This is a genomic window from Hymenobacter glacialis (assembly GCF_001816165.1).
In the GTDB taxonomy this organism is placed as follows: domain Bacteria; phylum Bacteroidota; class Bacteroidia; order Cytophagales; family Hymenobacteraceae; genus Hymenobacter; species Hymenobacter glacialis.
The window spans coordinates 80,043-96,421 of the sequence record NZ_MDZC01000017.1; the positions used below are offsets into that span (position 1 = coordinate 80,043).

At 63.1% G+C, this 16,379-nt stretch carries 14 protein-coding genes; 8 read left to right on the forward strand and 6 right to left on the reverse strand.

What is annotated here, in order from left to right:
- Positions 1-46: 46 nt before the first annotated feature.
- Positions 47-634, forward strand: a complete 588-nt coding sequence (locus BEN48_RS02205) for a Uma2 family endonuclease (protein WP_070732509.1) — start codon at positions 47-49, stop codon at positions 632-634.
- On the opposite strand, the gene BEN48_RS02210 is transcribed toward BEN48_RS02205, so the two are convergent.
- From BEN48_RS02210 to BEN48_RS02225, 4 genes are all read right to left on the reverse strand, one after another.
- Positions 635-2,077 carry an aldehyde dehydrogenase gene (locus BEN48_RS02210; RefSeq protein ID WP_070732511.1) on the reverse strand — a complete coding sequence of 481 codons (1,443 nt, stop codon included), beginning with the start codon at positions 2,075-2,077 and terminating at the stop codon, positions 635-637.
- A 51-nt stretch (positions 2,078-2,128) separates the two neighbouring features.
- Positions 2,129-3,079, reverse strand: a complete 951-nt coding sequence (locus BEN48_RS02215; protein WP_070732514.1) for a glycosyltransferase family 2 protein — start codon at positions 3,077-3,079, stop codon at positions 2,129-2,131.
- A gap of 36 nt (positions 3,080-3,115) precedes the next feature.
- Positions 3,116-3,874, reverse strand: coding sequence for a class I SAM-dependent methyltransferase (locus tag BEN48_RS02220; protein ID WP_070732515.1), 759 nt, complete (start codon positions 3,872-3,874; stop codon positions 3,116-3,118).
- 112 nt (positions 3,875-3,986) lie between these two features.
- The gene (locus BEN48_RS02225; RefSeq protein ID WP_070732517.1) at positions 3,987-6,293 is read right to left on the reverse strand and encodes a hypothetical protein; all 2,307 of its coding nucleotides are present in this window, start codon (positions 6,291-6,293) and stop codon (positions 3,987-3,989) included.
- 221 nt (positions 6,294-6,514) lie between these two features.
- On the opposite strand from BEN48_RS02225, the gene BEN48_RS02230 reads away from it, so the two are divergent.
- From BEN48_RS02230 to BEN48_RS02245, 4 genes are all read left to right on the forward strand, one after another.
- Positions 6,515-7,066 carry a carbohydrate binding domain-containing protein gene (locus tag BEN48_RS02230; RefSeq protein ID WP_070732519.1) on the forward strand — a complete coding sequence of 184 codons (552 nt, stop codon included), beginning with the start codon at positions 6,515-6,517 and terminating at the stop codon, positions 7,064-7,066.
- Positions 7,053-7,601: a carbohydrate binding domain-containing protein gene (locus BEN48_RS02235; RefSeq protein WP_125932437.1), complete on the forward strand. Its 549-nt coding sequence runs from the start codon at positions 7,053-7,055 to the stop codon at positions 7,599-7,601. Before BEN48_RS02230 ends, BEN48_RS02235 begins: the two co-directional genes overlap by 14 nt.
- A 193-nt stretch (positions 7,602-7,794) precedes the next feature.
- Positions 7,795-9,183 carry a hypothetical protein gene (locus tag BEN48_RS02240; RefSeq protein ID WP_070732523.1) on the forward strand — a complete coding sequence of 463 codons (1,389 nt, stop codon included), beginning with the start codon at positions 7,795-7,797 and terminating at the stop codon, positions 9,181-9,183.
- Positions 9,184-9,366: 183 nt separating this feature from the next.
- Positions 9,367-11,220, forward strand: a complete 1,854-nt coding sequence (locus BEN48_RS02245) for a hypothetical protein (protein ID WP_070732525.1) — start codon at positions 9,367-9,369, stop codon at positions 11,218-11,220.
- Positions 11,221-11,308: 88 nt separating this feature from the next.
- On the opposite strand, the gene BEN48_RS02250 is transcribed toward BEN48_RS02245, so the two are convergent.
- Both BEN48_RS02250 and BEN48_RS02255 read right to left on the reverse strand, forming a co-directional pair.
- A complete protein-coding gene (locus BEN48_RS02250; protein WP_070732527.1) occupies positions 11,309-12,034 on the reverse strand; it encodes a glycosyltransferase family 2 protein in 726 nt (241 codons plus the stop codon).
- A 169-nt stretch (positions 12,035-12,203) separates the two neighbouring features.
- On the reverse strand, positions 12,204-12,995 hold the full coding sequence (locus tag BEN48_RS02255) for an SDR family oxidoreductase (protein WP_070732528.1): 792 nt from the start codon (positions 12,993-12,995) through the stop codon (positions 12,204-12,206).
- 126 nt (positions 12,996-13,121) lie between these two features.
- On the opposite strand from BEN48_RS02255, the gene BEN48_RS02260 reads away from it, so the two are divergent.
- The 3 genes from BEN48_RS02260 to BEN48_RS02270 all read left to right on the forward strand — a co-directional run bounded on the left by BEN48_RS02260 (position 13,122) and on the right by BEN48_RS02270 (position 16,328).
- Complete coding sequence (locus tag BEN48_RS02260; RefSeq protein WP_070732530.1) at positions 13,122-14,639, forward strand: DUF2079 domain-containing protein; 1,518 nt, start codon at positions 13,122-13,124, stop codon at positions 14,637-14,639.
- Positions 14,640-14,675: 36 nt separating this feature from the next.
- Positions 14,676-15,209, forward strand: coding sequence for a 3-hydroxyanthranilate 3,4-dioxygenase (locus BEN48_RS02265; RefSeq protein WP_070732531.1), 534 nt, complete (start codon positions 14,676-14,678; stop codon positions 15,207-15,209).
- Between the two features lie 84 nt (positions 15,210-15,293).
- Complete coding sequence (locus BEN48_RS02270) at positions 15,294-16,328, forward strand: amidohydrolase family protein (RefSeq protein WP_070732533.1); 1,035 nt, start codon at positions 15,294-15,296, stop codon at positions 16,326-16,328.
- Positions 16,329-16,379: the final 51 nt, after the last annotated feature.

Here is a 16,379-nt window from a genome sequence, read left to right on the forward strand (position 1 = left end):
GGGTTGGGGTTGTATTTTTGGGTAAACCGCTTAGTTCCGTCGTATTATGAGCCAGTCAGCCAGCCAAACCGAAGCCCACCTCCTCGTTTCGCCCGATGACTACCTGCGCCTGGAATGCGAAGCCGTAGAGAAGCACGAATACTACTATGGCGAAGTCCGGGCCATGGTCGGGGCCAGCTACGCTCACAACCGCATTTGCGCCAACCTGACCGTAGAACTTGGCGGCCAGCTCCGCGGTAAGAGTTGCGCCGTAGTGGGCAGCGACCAGCGCCTGCAGATTCTAAACGGCAGCGCCTACGTGTACCCCGATGTGACCGTGGTGTGCGGCCCGCCCAGCTTCAACGAAACCCGCAAACCCGAAACGCTGCTCAATCCCACGCTTTTGGTAGAAGTACTGTCCGAATCGACCGCCGATAAGGACCGCAGCGAAAAGTTCATGCTCTACCGCCAGATTCCCAGCCTGCAGCAGTACCTGATGCGGGACTCACAAACCCAATTGGCAGAACTGTACACCCGGCAACCCAACGGCTACTGGCTATTTATGGAAACCCGCGACCTCGCTGCCGTGCTGGACCTAAGCAGCGTGGGCGCCCAAGTGCCGCTAGCCGAGGTGTACGCAGGAGTTAATTTGTAGTCAAAACTTTATGCATACGTTCTGCGCTTCGGTGAAAAACCGCAGGGCTTCTAACCCTCCTTCGCGGCCCACGCCGGAGTTTTTCATGCCGCCGAAGGGCGTGCGCAGGTCGCGGTGCAGCCAGGTGTTCACCCACACAATGCCGCTGTGCAGGGCCTGAGCCACGCGGTGGGCCCGGTTCAGGTTAGTGGTCCAGATGGTGGCGGATAGGCCGTAGTCGGTGCTATTGGCCCAGCTTATGGCTTCCTGGTCGGTGTCGAAGGGCGTGAGGGTGACCACCGGGCCGAATATTTCTTCCTGGTTGGTGCGGCAGTCGTGGGGCAGGTTTTCAAACACGGTGGGCTCCAGGAAATAGCCGTTGGCGCACCGGCCGGGCACCGCTACCCGGTAACCGCCTGCCAGCAGCCGGCCGCCTTCTTCGTGCGCCAGCTTTATATACTCGAGCACTTTGTGCAAATGCGCTTCGCTAACCAGCGCGCCCTGCCTGGTGTCGGCCTCCAGTGGGTCGCCCACTTTTTGGGCTTCCAGCTGCCGGAGAAACTCGGTTTTGAAGGCTTCGTAAATCGGCCGCTCGATGAAGATGCGGGAGCCGCACAGGCAAATCTGGCCCTGGTTGGCAAAGCTGCTGCGGATGCTGGTGGCCACGGCGGCGGCCAGGTCGCAGTCGGCAAAAACGAGGTTGGGGTTTTTGCCGCCCAGCTCCAGGCTGAGCTTTTTGAACAGGGGCGCGGCGGTGCGGGCCAGGTGCCGCCCCGTGGCCGTGCCGCCCGTGAAGCTAATGGCCTTGATGCCGGGGTGTTCCACAATGGCCTGCCCGCAACCCGGCCCGGTGCCGTGCACGATGTTGAGCACACCTGCGGGCAGCCCGGCTTCCTGGCACAGCTCGCCCAGCAAAAAGGCGGTGGCGGGCGTGATTTCCGACGGCTTGGCCACCACGCAGCAACCCACGGCCAGGGCAGGCGCAATTTTCCAGGTGAAGAGGTAGAGCGGCAGGTTCCAGGGCGAAATGCAGCCCACCACGCCAATGGGGTGGCGCACGGTGTAGTTGAGGGCCACACCTTCCTGCACGTGCGCTTCGGTGGCAAAGTGCTCAGCGGCCGTGCCGAAGAAGTGGAAATTAGAGGCGGCGCGCGGAATGTCCATCACGCGGGCCAGGGCGATGGGCTTGCCGTTGTCGCGGCTCTCGGCCTGGGCCAGGCGTTCCAGGTTGGCATCAATCAGGTCAGCAATACACACCAGGATGCGGCCCCGCTCCTCGGCGGAACGGGCGCGCCAGGCGGGCAGGGCGGCTTCGGCGGCGCGCACGGCAGCGGCTACATCGGCGGGGCCGGAGTCGGGAATCTGGCCGTAAACCTGGCCGGTGGCGGGCTCGATGTTGTCGAGGTAGCGACCCGACAGGGACGCCACCAGCTGGCCGTTGATGTAGTTCTGAAGCTGAAGCATAGTGCTGAGGGGTAGTGGCAAAACTACTACTCCCGTGCCGCTGCTACTCCCCTACCGGCCCGGCGCAGGAATAGCGGGAATGTTGGTATCCGAAATCAGGTAAAGCGGCCGTTGGCGCACATTGGCCGAGAGCCGGGCCATGTACTCGCCGATGATGCCCACCGAGATAAGCTGCACCCCGCCCAAAAACAGTATGCTTACCATCAGCGACGGCCAACCCGGCTGGTAGTCATGGGTCACGAAGCGCGAATACAGCGTATAAATGCCCACCAAAAAAGCAACGCCTGACACCACGAATCCGCCAATGGTGGCGGCTTTGAGTGGCACATCCGAAAAAGCGGTAATGCCGTCCAGCGCCAAGCGTATCATTTTGCGGTAAGTGTAGCCGGTTTCGCCGCCAGCCCGCTCCGCCCGGTCGTACTCTACGAACGTTTGGCGATAGCCAATCCACGAAATCTGGCCCCTGATGAATTTATTCTGCTCGGGCATGAGCCGCAGCCCTTCGACTACTTTGCGCGAAATGATGCGGAAATCGCCGGTATCGACGGGAATGGAAATGTGGGTGATGCTGGCCAGCACGCGGTAAAACAGGCGGGCGGTAATTTTTTTGGCCACGCTGTCGCCCTGGCGGGAACGCCGTTTGGCGTACACTACTTCGTACCCCTCGCGCATTTTCTGGTACAGTTGCGGGATGAGCTCGGGCGGGTCCTGCAGGTCGGCGTCGATGATAACCACAACCTCGCCCGCGGCCCGGTCCAGCCCCGCCGTCACGGCGATTTGGTGGCCGAAATTGCGGCTGAAGTCAATGTAGCGCACCCGTTCGTCGCGGGCAGCCAGGTTCAGCAACAACGGCAGCGACTGGTCGCGCGAGCCGTCGTTGACGAAAACCAACTCGAAGCCCCCGGGCAGGGCCATGGGCTCCAGCACCGCCAGCAGGCGTTGGTAGAGCTCGCCAATGTTGGCTTCTTCGTTGTAAATGGGGATGATGACGGACAGCTCCACGCGGGCTAGTAGGGGGTCAGGCCCGGAGGAAAGGCATCAGGCCGGCTTCTGAGCCAACGCAAACACACTTACACCCAAAGGCAGGTTGAAGTAACGCAACAAGCGGTTTTCGGCTTTCACCCACAGCAGCAACAGGGTGTTGGCGGGGCCGGCAAAATGATGCAGGTCGCCGGTAGCCCCGGCCTTGGGCTCGGATGAGGCCGGGCCGGCCAGGAGCCGACGCCCCAGCCGCAGAGCGGCGGTAGGGAAATACATGGCCGCATTCCAGAACGAGCTGCGCTGGGCGCGCAAGCCGGCTTGGGTGAGGGCCGCAACCAGCCCGTGACGGGAATAGCGGCGGAAGTGGTGGTTCACCACGTCGTGCTCGCTCCAGAGGTAGGCGTGGGCGGGCACAAATACCAGCAGCTGGCCGCCCGGCTTGAGCACCCGCGCCCACTCGCGCAAGGCCTTGCCTTCGTCGCCGATGTGCTCGAGCACATCGGAGGCAATAACCAGGTCGAACCGGGCATCGCCGAATTCCAAAGCCGCGCCGTCCATTACCGAAACATGGGGCACGCCGCGAGCTTGAGCCAGCTCAATGGCGGGCTCGCTCACGTCGATGCCCGTGATATCGGTGTAGCCCGCGGTACGTAAGCGCTGCATCAGGGGGCCGCCGGAACAGCCAATTTCCAGTATGGCGGCGGAAGCGGACAGGTTCAAGCTCTTGACCAGGTCGTACACCGCGTCGCGGCGGCTGGCAAACCACCAGTGCTGCTCTTCCAGCTGGTGGTATTTGGCTTCATAAGTTAAGTCCATGCCGGGCAAAAGTACACAATTTGGATTACCACCTGCTTTCTTAATCCCACCTTAAAATGTGGAGAAACCAGCCATTTCAGTCCGGCCATGCATTATTCAGAAACATTGATTATCAAGGAGTCAGCGAATAGGTGTTTTTCACCAGTCGGCGCTGCTTGCCTTCGCCCACGTAGTAATACACGTCGGTGTTCACGGGGCGAATCAGCAGGTCGTCGGCCAGCAGGTCGCGGGTTTCATAAAGCACTTCCAGACGCGTCACGCCGGGCAGCAGCCGGAAGGGCACCACTACGCGCACCCACCCATTCAGTACTTCTGTGGTCTTGCGGCCGTCCACTACCGACTCGCCCACCTGACCTTTGGCGTCGTAGAGCTTGACGCGCATGTTGCCGTAGCCATAGTCGGACTTGCCATTTATCCAGACCGAGGCCTCGTAGCGGCCGGTATCAGCCGGCGCGGGCACGGGCCCATCGTAGAGCGTGGAGAACCCGTCCTTGGCTTGGTACCAGGCACCGGGGCTCAGGCGCCCACGACGGTCGGCTGCTTTATCGAAGGATTCGACCAACACGCCGGCGGAAGTAGTGGCCTGGAGCCCACCCGCGCGCACCGGCAGCATGGGCAGCAGGGCCGCGGCAGTGGCACGCTCCTGGGCCAGGGCGGTGGCGGCCAGGGCGGCAATGGGCAGCTCGTAGAGCGCGGCTTCGGGCGCCTGCACGATTAGCCTGGCCAGGCCCACGAGGCGCTGCTCGGCCTCGGTGAGGTAGTCGGGCGTGACAAGCAGCAGCAGGGGCTTGTTGTTAGGAAAATGAGCCAACAGCTCCTTGGGCACTAGGGGGCTGCTCAGCAGCTGGATGTGCTGCATGGCCTGGCCCACCGAGGCGCGCGACACGTAAGTGGCCAGTAGCGGCAAGCCGCTGATAGCCGACGCTTTGTCGGCCTGATAAATGGAATTGCTGCTGCCGCTGAGGTCGAACTTGTCGGTACCCATGTTGTAATAAGGCAGTGGCATGATGGCCTGAAATTCGGACACGCTGCGGTTGGCCCAGGTGAGGCGGGCCAGCACGCTGGTGCTGGGGTCGAGGAAGTCGTGGGCGCCGGTGCCCATCATCACCTGGTCGGCTTTGGTGGAAACCTGTAGCCAGGCCTCGGTGGCCCACAACAGCAGCAAGGGCGCGCCCAGCCAGGCCAGCTGGGGCCGACCGCGGCGGCGCAGGTAGCGCCACCACCGGTACAGGGCATAGGCCGCGTAGGTGGTGGCCACGTAATAAAACGGCCAGGCAAAACGCCCCAGCGAGCGAAACTGCTTCACCGGCCCGGAATGGTCGGTGACCCACGAAAACCACTCCCATTTAAAAGGAATGCCAAAAGCCAGCACCAGCAGCAGCGTGGCCGCCCACAGCCCAGTGCGCAAGTGCAGCGGCAGGGCCGGCCGCCACAGCCGCTGCCATTGGCGCCGCCGCACCACCGCCACCACACCCAGCACCACCGACGCCAGCAGCGTGGCCGTGGCTACGAGCCCGATGTAGGAAAAACCTTCGTCGTTGTAGTCATCGCTGGGCCAGGTGGCGCGCCACCAGTCGTGCAGCGGCCCCAGCACAGGCGTAAACACGGTGCGCAGCGTGGACAGGTACACGGTGAGGCCGTAGGGGTTCGGCGGCCGGTCGGCGACGTGGTCGGTGGCCCATATATAGCCCCGGAACAGCAGCAGCGGCAGCAGCGCCGCCAGCAGCATGCGCCCCAGCCAGGGCCGCATGCGCGGCTGCTGCCAGGCCAGCACCAGCACGTGCCCCAGCAGAAAGAAACAGCCGCAGGCCAGGAAATACAGCATCACGGCGCCAGTCAGGATGCTGCACAGGCCAAACAACACGTACCAGCGCCACGCGCGTGGCGTCTCCTGGATGCGGATGATGCAGTACCAGAGCATGGGCACGAAGCAGGCATAGCTCAAGGACACGTGGCCGTCGAGCCGAAGCACCTGCGGAGCCATGAATCCAATGAGCAGGGCCAGCACCCCAGCGTAGAGCACCGGCAGCCGGGTGCGGCGCAGAATGGCGTACATCACCACCGGCGTGACCACCAGCGAGGACAGGGCCAGCATGTTGGTAATGCCCACGGTGTAGCGCCCCACGGGCAGCCCCAGCCGCTCCAGCAGCGCCATGACCGCGGCGATGAGCGGCTGCAGGTTGGGGTAGTTGAAATGCTCCCCAAACGGGTAGTTCATGCCCGTGAAGCGGTTGCCGGAGTCGTGCAGGGTGTAGAACGCGGTGGCGTAGTAGCTCTGCAGCGCATCGCCGCCCGCCTTAAAGAAGTAGTTGTTGGGGTGGGCCAGCACGGGGCCGAACAGCACGACGAGCAGGATGGTGGCCGCCAGGGCCACGCCACCCATGCCCCACCAGTGGGCGTTGCGGAAGGTCAAATTCATGCAGGCAGAAGGCAACGGGTGAAGCACCCGGAAGAAGTCAGATTGGTCATGGAAGCACACCGCCGCTCGGCGGCGGTTTTTACCGCTTTCAAAACTACGGCTCAATTCAGGAGTGCGCGCCGCTACCCCGGGCACTATCGTCGGGCGTGGCGCCGGTTCACCAACCCGACGAATAGACTAGTTTTGTTCTTATCTATTCGCGATTCTCAACTACTTACCTAATGGGGAAACATCTTCTCAGCTCCTTTGGCCTGCTGGCCGGAACCTGCCTGCTCCTGGCCTCCTGCGCGGGCAAGGACGACAATGTGAAAGGCAACCTAGTGACCCGCAACGACTTTGAAGCCGTGCTGGGCTGGGGCGGCAACGCCGACGTGAGCGTGACCAGCGAGAAGGCACACTCCGGCAAGTACTCGGTGAAGGTGGGCCCCCAGAACGAGTACGGCTACACCTACGTGAACACGCTTGGCAACATGAGCACGGCCAAAACCAAATCCATTACCCTTTCGGCGTGGGTGTGGATGCCCAACAACCAGCAGGCTGCCACCCTGGCGCTGTCGGTCACCCGCTCGCCGGAGCAGGGCACCTCCGTGTTCTACGGCGGTATCGACCTGACCAAGGCCGTGACCAAGTACAACACTTGGCAGAAAGTATCGCAGACGTTTACCATGCCCGACTCGGTACAGTCCACGAACCAGCTGAAGTGCTACTTGTGGCGCACGGCGACCAACGAAAACGTGTATGCCGACGACATCACCATCAGTGTCAACGACTAGGCTGCGGCGGCTGGCGGCGGTGGCCGGGACCTCGCTGCTGGCCGCCTGCTCCTCGAATGAGGCCGGCCGCTGGGTGGGCGACTACGTGACCGCCAACGACTTTGAGGCCCTGCGCGGCTGGGGCGTTGATGCCAATTCCCTCACCCGCGACCACGCCCACTCCGGGCAGTATGCCACCTTCGTGAACGCCGAGCGCGAGTACGGCCTCACCTTCGACATGCCCCTTAACCAGGCCAGCGTGCACCCCCTCAAGGGCGTGGCTGTGGAGGCCTGGGTGTACCTGCCCACGCCGCAGGCCGCCGCCTCGCTGGAAGTGCAGGTGCAGCTGCCCGGCACCGAAAACCGCCAGGCTTTTGCTGGCAGCATCAAGCTGGCCGACCAGGTGAAGGAAGGCGCAAAGTGGACCCGCGTGCGCCAGGAATTCGCCTTTCCGGCCGGCCTGCCCGACGAGGCGCACCTGCGCATTTTTCTGTGGCGCAACGCCAGCAGCCTACCAGTGTACCTCGACGATTTGAAGGTGAAAGCCCTTGAATAAGCGGCTGCGCCGAAGCCGCTGGAACTTGAAATCGAATACACCCGAACGTCATGCTGAGCGCAGCCGAAGCATCTCTACCGTGGAAGTAATCAATTTTACTATTGCGGTAGAGATGCTTCGGCTGCGCTCAGCATGACGTTCGATTTGATTCATGCCGTTCAACCTTTCCCTCCCCTTACAACCTCCCCTGCCGATGCGCTTCCTCCCTACTGCGGCTCCGACCAGCTGGTTCCAGCGTGCCTGGCTGTGGCAGGCCGGCGTCTACCTGAGCTTTTGGGTGGAGCTGCGGCTGTTTACGGACCTGCGGCTGCACTACGGGCCGCTGTGGAACCCGGTGCTGTTCTACGCTTCGTCGCTGCTGCTGTGCGTGTTTGCGGGGCTGTATTGGCTCGACCGGCCCGTGGCCCCGCCCGACCCGCTGCAAGCCAACCGGCGCTTCCCGCTGGTGTGGGTGGGGCTGGTGCTGGGGGCGGTGCAGGTGCTGTACGCGCAGGCGCCGGTGATTGCCTCTCGTGCCATCGACGTGCGTTCGTCGGATATTATTCCGATTCTGCAGGCGTACGTGGCGCGGTTTCGCAGCGGCGAGGTAGTGTACCGCTACCTCACCACCCTGCCCTACCCGCTGTTTCCCAACCACTTGCCTATGCAATGGCTACCCTACGTGCCCGCCGATGAGCTGGGCATCGACTACCGGTGGTGGGCCATGGGCATTCTGCTGCTGCTGGGGTTTGGGGCATACCAATTCACGCTGGCCCGGCAGCCGCTCTCCTGGCTGGGCTTCGCTCTGAAAGTGGCGCTGCCTTCCTACGTGCTCTACCGCCTCATCACCCGGGACGGCGAGCTGTATGCCCATCCCGTGGAACCCACCATTATTGCGTACTACTGCGTACTGGCGGCCAGCGTGCTGAGCCGTTCGGCGCTGCTTCAGGCTCTTGGCCTGGTGCTGTGTTTGCTCTCGCGGTATTCGGTGGTGTTCTGGGTGCCGTTTTACCTGTGGGTGTTGTGGCGCGAGGCCGGACGGCGGCACGCCATTGCGGTGGCGGCGCTGGTGCTGGCGGGCATAGTGGGCATTTACGTGGTACCGTTTCTGAGCAAAGACTGGACGATTTTCACCCACGCCCTGAGCGAGTACCGCATTGCCACGCTGGGTGAATGGAGCCGCACCGACGGCCTTGACGGCCACCCGCCCCAGCTTTTTGCGGGCGTGGGCCTGGCATCCTGGTTCTACACCTACGGCCCCGCCGACATCGCCGCCCGCATCGGCCTGCTCCAGAAGGCGCACGTGCTGCTCTCGCTGGGCGCCGTGCTGCTGGCCGCGGGCCTCTACCACCGCCTGCGCCTGCGCTTCGACTACCGCCTGTTCGCGCTCATCGCCCTGAAGTTTTACCTGGCCACGTTTTACGCCTTCATTCAGATTCCCTACCCCTACCTCACGTCGCTGGGCTTGTTCATTTCGGTGTTTGTGGTGATGATGACAGGGGCGGGGCAGCGGATAACAGTTCCGGTATCAGCCCAAAAAGAACGTAGAGAACGTCATGCTGAGCTTGCCGAAGCATCTCTACCATGCCACCTCACCCCCTGACCCCCTCTCCAAAAAAGAGGGGGCACCGGTCATGCTCCTGATGAGCTTGGCGATGGATTCTTCCTCACGAACCGGTGCCCCCTCTTTTTTGAAGAGGGGGTCAGGGGGTGAGGTGGCATGGCCGCGCTCAGCACAACGGCCTAACAGCGTTATCATTCCTCGCGGATACCCTATCCTCATTCCATGAAGCCCCGTTTTTCCCATCCGTACTCGCTGCTGGCTATCCTCATCCTGTTTCTGCTGATGGTGCAGGCGCGGCTGTGGGCGCCGTATTGGGACACGCACAACGTGCAGGCCATCCTTACCTGGGATGCCATGGGGTACTACATCTACCTGCCGGCACAGTTCATTTACCACGACCTGGGCCACATGGGCTTCGCCAATGACATCATGCGCGAGTACAACCCCAGCAGCTCGTTTTACCAGGCGTTTCAGGTGCCGGGTGGGCCCGAGGGGCAGCTCGTGACCAAGTACACCTGCGGCCTGGCCCTGCTCTGGACGCCCTTTTTCCTCCTGGGCCATTGGGCCGCTGCGTGGCTCGATTATCCACAGGACGGGTTTTCGCCGCCCTACCAGATTGCCATTGCCTTCGGCGGGCTACTGTTTGCGCTGCTGGGCCTGGGGCTGCTGCGCCGGGTGCTGCTGCGCTACTTCTCCGACGTAGTGACCACGCTGGTGCTGGTGCTGCTGGTGCTGGGCTCCAACTACTTCCAGTACGCGGTATTTGACGCGGCCATGGCCCACAACTACCTGTTCACGGGGTACGCGCTGCTGCTCTGGCTCACCATCCGGTGGCACGAGCGGCCCACGCGGGGCGGCGCGTTTGCCATTGGCCTCACGGTAGGCATCTTGGTGCTCATTCGGCCTTCTGAAGCGGTGGCGGCCGTGGTGCCGCTGCTGTGGGGCGTGGGCTCGGTAGCGGCGGCGCGCGCGAAGCTGGCACTGCTACGCACCCGCTGGGCCGATGTGCCGCTGCTAGTGCTGGGCGGCGTGCTGGGCGTGCTGCCGCAGGTACTGTACTGGCACTGGGCCACGGGCCACTTCATTTTCTACAGCTACGGCGACCAGCACTTTAGCTTCCTGAAGCCGCACGTTTGGCAGGTACTGTTCAGTTTCAAGAAGGGGTGGCTCATTTACTCGCCGCTGCTGCTGCTGCCGCTGGCGGGCCTGGTGGTGCTGTGGCGCACCCACCGGGCGGTAGCGGTGCCGGTGCTGGCCTTTGTGGTGCTCAACCTGTGGGTGGTGTCGGCCTGGGACATCTGGTGGTACGGCGGCAGCATTGGGCAGCGGGCGCTGGTGCAGAGCTACGCGGTGCTGGCCCTGCCCTGGGCCGCCGCGGTAGCGTGGCTGCTGGCACCCGCCCGGCGCCCGGCGCTGAAGGCGGCCGCCGTGGTGGCGGCCGTGCTGCTGGTCGATTTGAACCTGTTCCAGCACTGGCAGTACATGCGCTCCATCATCCACCCAGAGGAGATGAACAACCGCTACTACTTTGCCGTGTTCAACAACACCATGCCCACGCAGGCCGATTTCGCCCTGCTCGACGTGAAGACCCGGTTGCCCAAAGCGGAGCGTTTCTACCGCCCGCAGGTCATCGGCAAGCTGGATTTTGAGAATCAACCTCCGGACGCGGCCACCGGCATTTCGGCCGACATGGGCTACTACAGCCGCCAGTCGTTCCGGGCCGATGCCCAACACGCCTACGGCCCCGCCCTCACCATCAAGCTGGCCGATGCCGGCCTCACACCCGGCCAGTACGTGCGGGCCTCTTGCCGGGTGTATTCGGACTATGGCGCCTGGGGCAACAAGCTGGTGATGAGCGTGGAGCGCGACGGTAAAAACGTGGTCTGGAACGCCATCCGCCTGCAAAACAACCTCAGCCTCAACCGCTCCTGGAACCTGGTGCACTTCGACGCTCCCATTCCCGCCGAAGCCCGCCTCACCGACATCCTCAAAATTTACGTGCTCAGCGAAAACGCCTCCGGCTGCTACATCGACGACGTGCAGGCTGAATGGATGAAGCCCAGCACGAGTTGGTAGGGTGCGCTTAACAACGTGAACAAAAAGAACGTCATGCTGAGCGCAGCCGAAGCATGACGTTCTGAGTCTCAGCCGGACGTTGTGGAATTTACAGCCCCAGCAGGCCGTACTTGATAATGCAGTAGATGGCGCGAAACCCGTCGCGCCAGCCTATTTTCTTGCCTTCGGCGTAGGTGCGACCGTAGTAGCTGATGCCCACTTCGTAGATACGCACGTTGGGCACGCGGGCCACTTTGGCCGTCACCTCGGGCTCGAAGCCGAAGCGGTTTTCCTCTAAGGTCAGGCTCTGCACAATGTCGCGGCGGAAGAGCTTGTAGCACGTTTCCATGTCCGTCAGGTTCAGGTCGGTGCACATATTGGAGAGGAAAGTGAGCACCTGGTTGCCGATGCTGTGCCAGAAGAACAGGATGCGGTGCGGGTTACCGCCCATGAAGCGCGAGCCGAACACTACGTCGGCAAAGCCCTTGAGTACGGGCTTGATGAGCAGGTTATACTCTTCGGGGTCGTATTCGAGGTCGGCGTCCTGGATGATGATGTAGTCGCCGGTGGCTTCGCGGATGCCGGTGTGCAGGGCCGCGCCCTTGCCCTGGTTCACGGCGTGGCTCAGCAGGCGCAGGCCCAGCTCGGGGTAGCGCGCGGCGTAGGCCCGGATGGTGTCGGCCGAGGCGTCGGACGAGCAGTCGTCGACCAGAATTATCTCCTTGCCAATATTATTCACCAGCCGCAGCTCGCGCAGCAAATCCAGAATCTGATGGATGGTGCGGGCCTCGTTGTAGACCGGGATGACGATGGACAGCGTGTCGAATTTTACCAAAACAGGAAGGGCTTGCGTAGGGCAAAAGTAACAGAATTTGGGCCTTGGAATGATAAAAAGAACGTCATGCTGAGCTTGCCGAAGCATCTCTACCGCAATAGTAAAATTGATTACTTACTCGGTAGAGATGCTTCGGCAAGCTCAGCATGACGTTCTCTCGCAAGAGCAGCTACAAACTTCCGGTGCGGCCGCCGTCCACTGGCACGCTGGTGCCGTTGATATAGCCAGCCGCCGGCGAGGCCAGAAAGGCTACCGCGGCCGCCACTTCCTCGGCCAGCCCAAAGCGGCGGGCGGGAATGAGCTTGAGCATCTCGGCTTCCACGGCTTCGGCCGCTTGCCCGGTTTGGGTCACTTTTTTCTCCACCAGCGAGTGGTGGCGCTGGGTGAGCGTGGCGCCGGGCAGCACGTTGTTCACCGTGATGCCGTGCGGGCCTAGCTCGTTGGCCAGGGTTTTGGCCCAGCTGGCCACCGCGCCGCGAATGGTGTTGCTCACGCCCAGGCCCGGTAGCGGCACTTTCACCGAGGTGCTCACGATGTTGACGATGCGCCCGTAGCCGGCCGCCTGCATGCCCGGCACCACGGCCTGGGCCAGCAAGTGGTTGCACACAATGTGCTGGTTGAAGGCAATGCGCAGGGCCTCGACCGGGGCCGCCAGCAGGGGGCCGCCGGGAGGGCCGCCGGTGTTGTTCACCAGGATGTGGAAGCCTTCGGGGTGCGCGGCCAGGTAGGCCTGCACCACGGTTTCGAGCTGGCTGGGGTCGTCGAAATCAGCCACCAGGTAGTTGTGGCGCGCTTCGCCGGGCGTGGGCAGGGCGGCGGCGGTTTCGCGCAGCCGCGCTTCGTTGCGGGCCAGCAGCGTGACACTGGCTCCCTGAGCGGCCAGGGTTTCGGCCACGGCCCGGCCTATGCCCTGCGTGGAGCCGCCCACCAGGGCGCGGAGAGAACTGAAGGGAAGGCTCATGCGGGGCGTGGCAAAAAGATTTGGAGCGTTGCTTTGTGGTACGGCCGGGCACGGACTAGCCATTTCCAGCTCATTTCACCGATTCATTCAGTGTTATTATCGCAAGCAAAGCTACCTAACCGGCGCGTGGCACTCCTGGTGCTGGTCATCTTTGGCGTGGCCTACGGGCTGCTGGCGCTGGTAAACCACTACCTGTTTCGCTCCTACGCCTACGACCTGGGCATTTACAACCAGGCCCTGTGGGACTATGCGCACCTGCGGCTTAACACCAATTCGGTGATGCGCTACAACAACCTGCTCGGCGACCATTTCACGCTGGTGCAGCTGCTGTACGCCCCGCTGTACTACCTGTTTGGCTCTTACACGCTGGTGGTAGTGCAGATTGGACTGGTGCTGGGCGGTGGCTACGGAGCCTGGCGCCTGCACCTGCTGCGCACCCAGGGCCGGCAGCCAGGCGCGGCCATTGGGCTGCTGGTGCTGTTCTTGAGCACCTGGGGCATTTATTCGGCCCTGGCTTTCGACTACCACGACAACGTGCTGGCCGCCATGCTGCTGCCCTGGCTGCTGTACTGGCTGGAGGCCGACCGGCGCGGCCGGGCTACTGTGGTGGCCGGGCTGATAGCGGCCAGCAAGGAAAACATGGCGCTCTGGCTGGTATTCATTGCGCTGGGGCTGGCACTGCTGCACTGGCGCACCCCGGCGCGGCGCTACTGGGCGCTGGCGGTGGCCGGGGGCGCGGCGGTGTATTTTCTGGTGGTAGTCAAGCTCATCATTCCGGCCTTGGGCTCGGGCGATGCCTACCTCTACCAGACGCAATACATTGCCGTGGGCCGCTCGACCGGCGAGGCCATCCAAACCCTGCTTACGCGGCCGGGCTATGTGCTGGAGCTGCTGTTTAAAAACCACTTGCCAAACCCCAATGGTAGCCTGGTGAAAGCCGAGCTGCACGCCATGGTGCTGCTGTCGGGGGGGCTGGCGCTGCTGCGCCGGCCGACGTATCTGTTCATGTTGGCCCCCATTTATGGGCAGAAGCTGCTGTCGGGTAATATTTCGCACTGGGGCATCAACGCGCAGTATTCGGTGGAGTTTGTGCCCGTGCTGCACGCGGCCCTGAGCCACTGGCTGGCCACGGGAGCGGCCCCGCGCCGGGCGCAGTGGCTGGCCACCGGGGCGGCCACGCTGGCCCTGGCTGCTACCATCGTTTCGATGCAGGTGCGCAAGGCCCCGGGGTTCAATAAAGCAGCGGCGCAATTCTTCCGGGGCCGGCATTACCAGCGCGGCTTCAATGCGGGTGCGGTTCACCAGGGGCTGGCCCTGGTGCCGGCCGGGGCCCGCGTGAGCGCCACTACGCCGCTGGTGTCCCATTTGGCGGCCCGTCCCTACATCTACCAGTTTCCCTACGTGGCTGATGCCGACTACATTGTGGCCCTGCGCGCGAAATCAACCTATCCGCTTACCCTGCCCGGGCTGGACGCGCAACTGAACGAATACCAGACCAACGGCCACTGGCGTGTGCTGCTGGAGCAACCACCACTGCGCATCCTGCAGCGCATTCGGCCGCTGCCCGAACCGAGCCGCCGCTTTTTTGCGCGGCGGGCCGAGGGCGGGGCCGACAGCACGCGCGGGCCGGGTGCCCGGCAGTAGCTTAGCATTTCCAACCACTTTCCACCCCTCCTCCTCATGATAACGCGCCCCTTTAACTTCCAGAAGTGGATTGACGAGCACCGCCACCTACTCAAGCCCCCGGTGGGCAACCAACAGGTGTTCAAAGACAACAAAGACTTTATTGTAATGGTGGTGGGCGGCCCCAATGCCCGCAAAGACTACCACGTGGACGCGGGCGAAGAGCTGTTCTGGCAGATTGAGGGCACGATGACCGTCAAAATCATTGAAGATGGCCAGCCGGTCGACATCACCATCGGGCCCGGCGAAATGTTCCTGCTGCCACCCCACGTGCCGCACTCGCCGCGCCGGCCGGCTGGCACCGTGGGCCTGGTGCTGGAGCGCTACCGCGAGGCGGGCGAGTTGGACGGCTTCCAGTGGTACTGCGAAAACTGCGGCCATAAGCTGCACGAGGAGTTCGCCACCATCACCGACATCGTGGCCCAGCTGCCGCCCATCATGAACAAGTTCTGGGCCTCCGAAGACCTGCGCACCTGCAAAAAGTGCGGGACTGTGATGGCGCCGCCAGCGCCAGTGGTTAGCGGTGAGTGATTAGCGGTGAGTGCCTGACGGACCGAAACGACCACCCGGCACTGCCCCCTAACCGTTTACCACTAACCGCTAACCACTCGCTTCGTGCTTTCCATCGACATTCATACCCACATTCTGCCCGAGCGCTGGCCCGATTTAGCCGAGCGGTACGGCTACGGTGGGTTCATCCGGCTGGACCACCACAAGCCGTGCTGCGCCCGCATGATGCAGGACGACAAGTTCTTCCGCGAAGTGCAGGACAACTGCTGGGACCCCGCCGTGCGCTTGCGCGAGTACGACCAGTTTGGGGTGCAGGTGCAGGTGCTCAGCACGGTGCCGGTGATGTTCAGCTACTGGGCCCGGCCCGCCGACTGCCTCGACCTGAGCCAGCTCCTCAACGACCACATTGCCGGCGTGGTGGCCCGCTATCCCACCCGCTACGTGGGCCTGGGCACGCTGCCCATGCAGGCGCCCGCCCTGGCCATTCGCGAGCTGGAGCGCTGCATGAAAATCGGCCTGGCCGGCGTGCAGATTGGCTCGCACGTCAACGACTGGAACCTGGACGCGCCGGAGCTGTTCGAAGTATTTGCGGCGGCCCAGGAGCTGGGCGCCTGTGTGTTTGTGCACCCCTGGGACATGATGGCCCAGCAGAAAATGCCCAAATACTGGCTGCCCTGGCTGGTGGGCATGCCCGCCGAAAGCACCCTGGCACTCTGTTCGCTGATATTTGGCGGAGTGCTGGAGCGGCTGCCCAGGCTGCGCGTGGCCGTAGCCCACGGCGGCGGCTCGTTTGCCAGCACCATTGGGCGCATTGAGCACGGCTGGCAAGTGCGGCCCGACCTCTGCGCCGTGGACAACCCCCACAATCCGCGCAACTATTTGGGCAAGTTTTGGGTTGATTCCCTCGTGCACGACCCGCTCATGCTGGACTACCTGGTGAAGACCCTGGGAGCCGATAAAATCACCCTGGGCAGCGATTATCCCTTTCCGTTGGGCGAGCTGGAACCCGGCCAGCTGATAAAGTCAATGCCGTTCACAGCCGACATCAAAGCCCGGATGCTGGGCCAGAACGCGCTGGACTGGCTGGGCCTGGCGCAGGAAAAATTCACTAGCCCCGCTGCTCTCCTCACCGGGCGCTAGCCGGCCCTGGCCCGAATCTTTCCGGCCCGCGAATGCCGCGCCCGCGCCCCA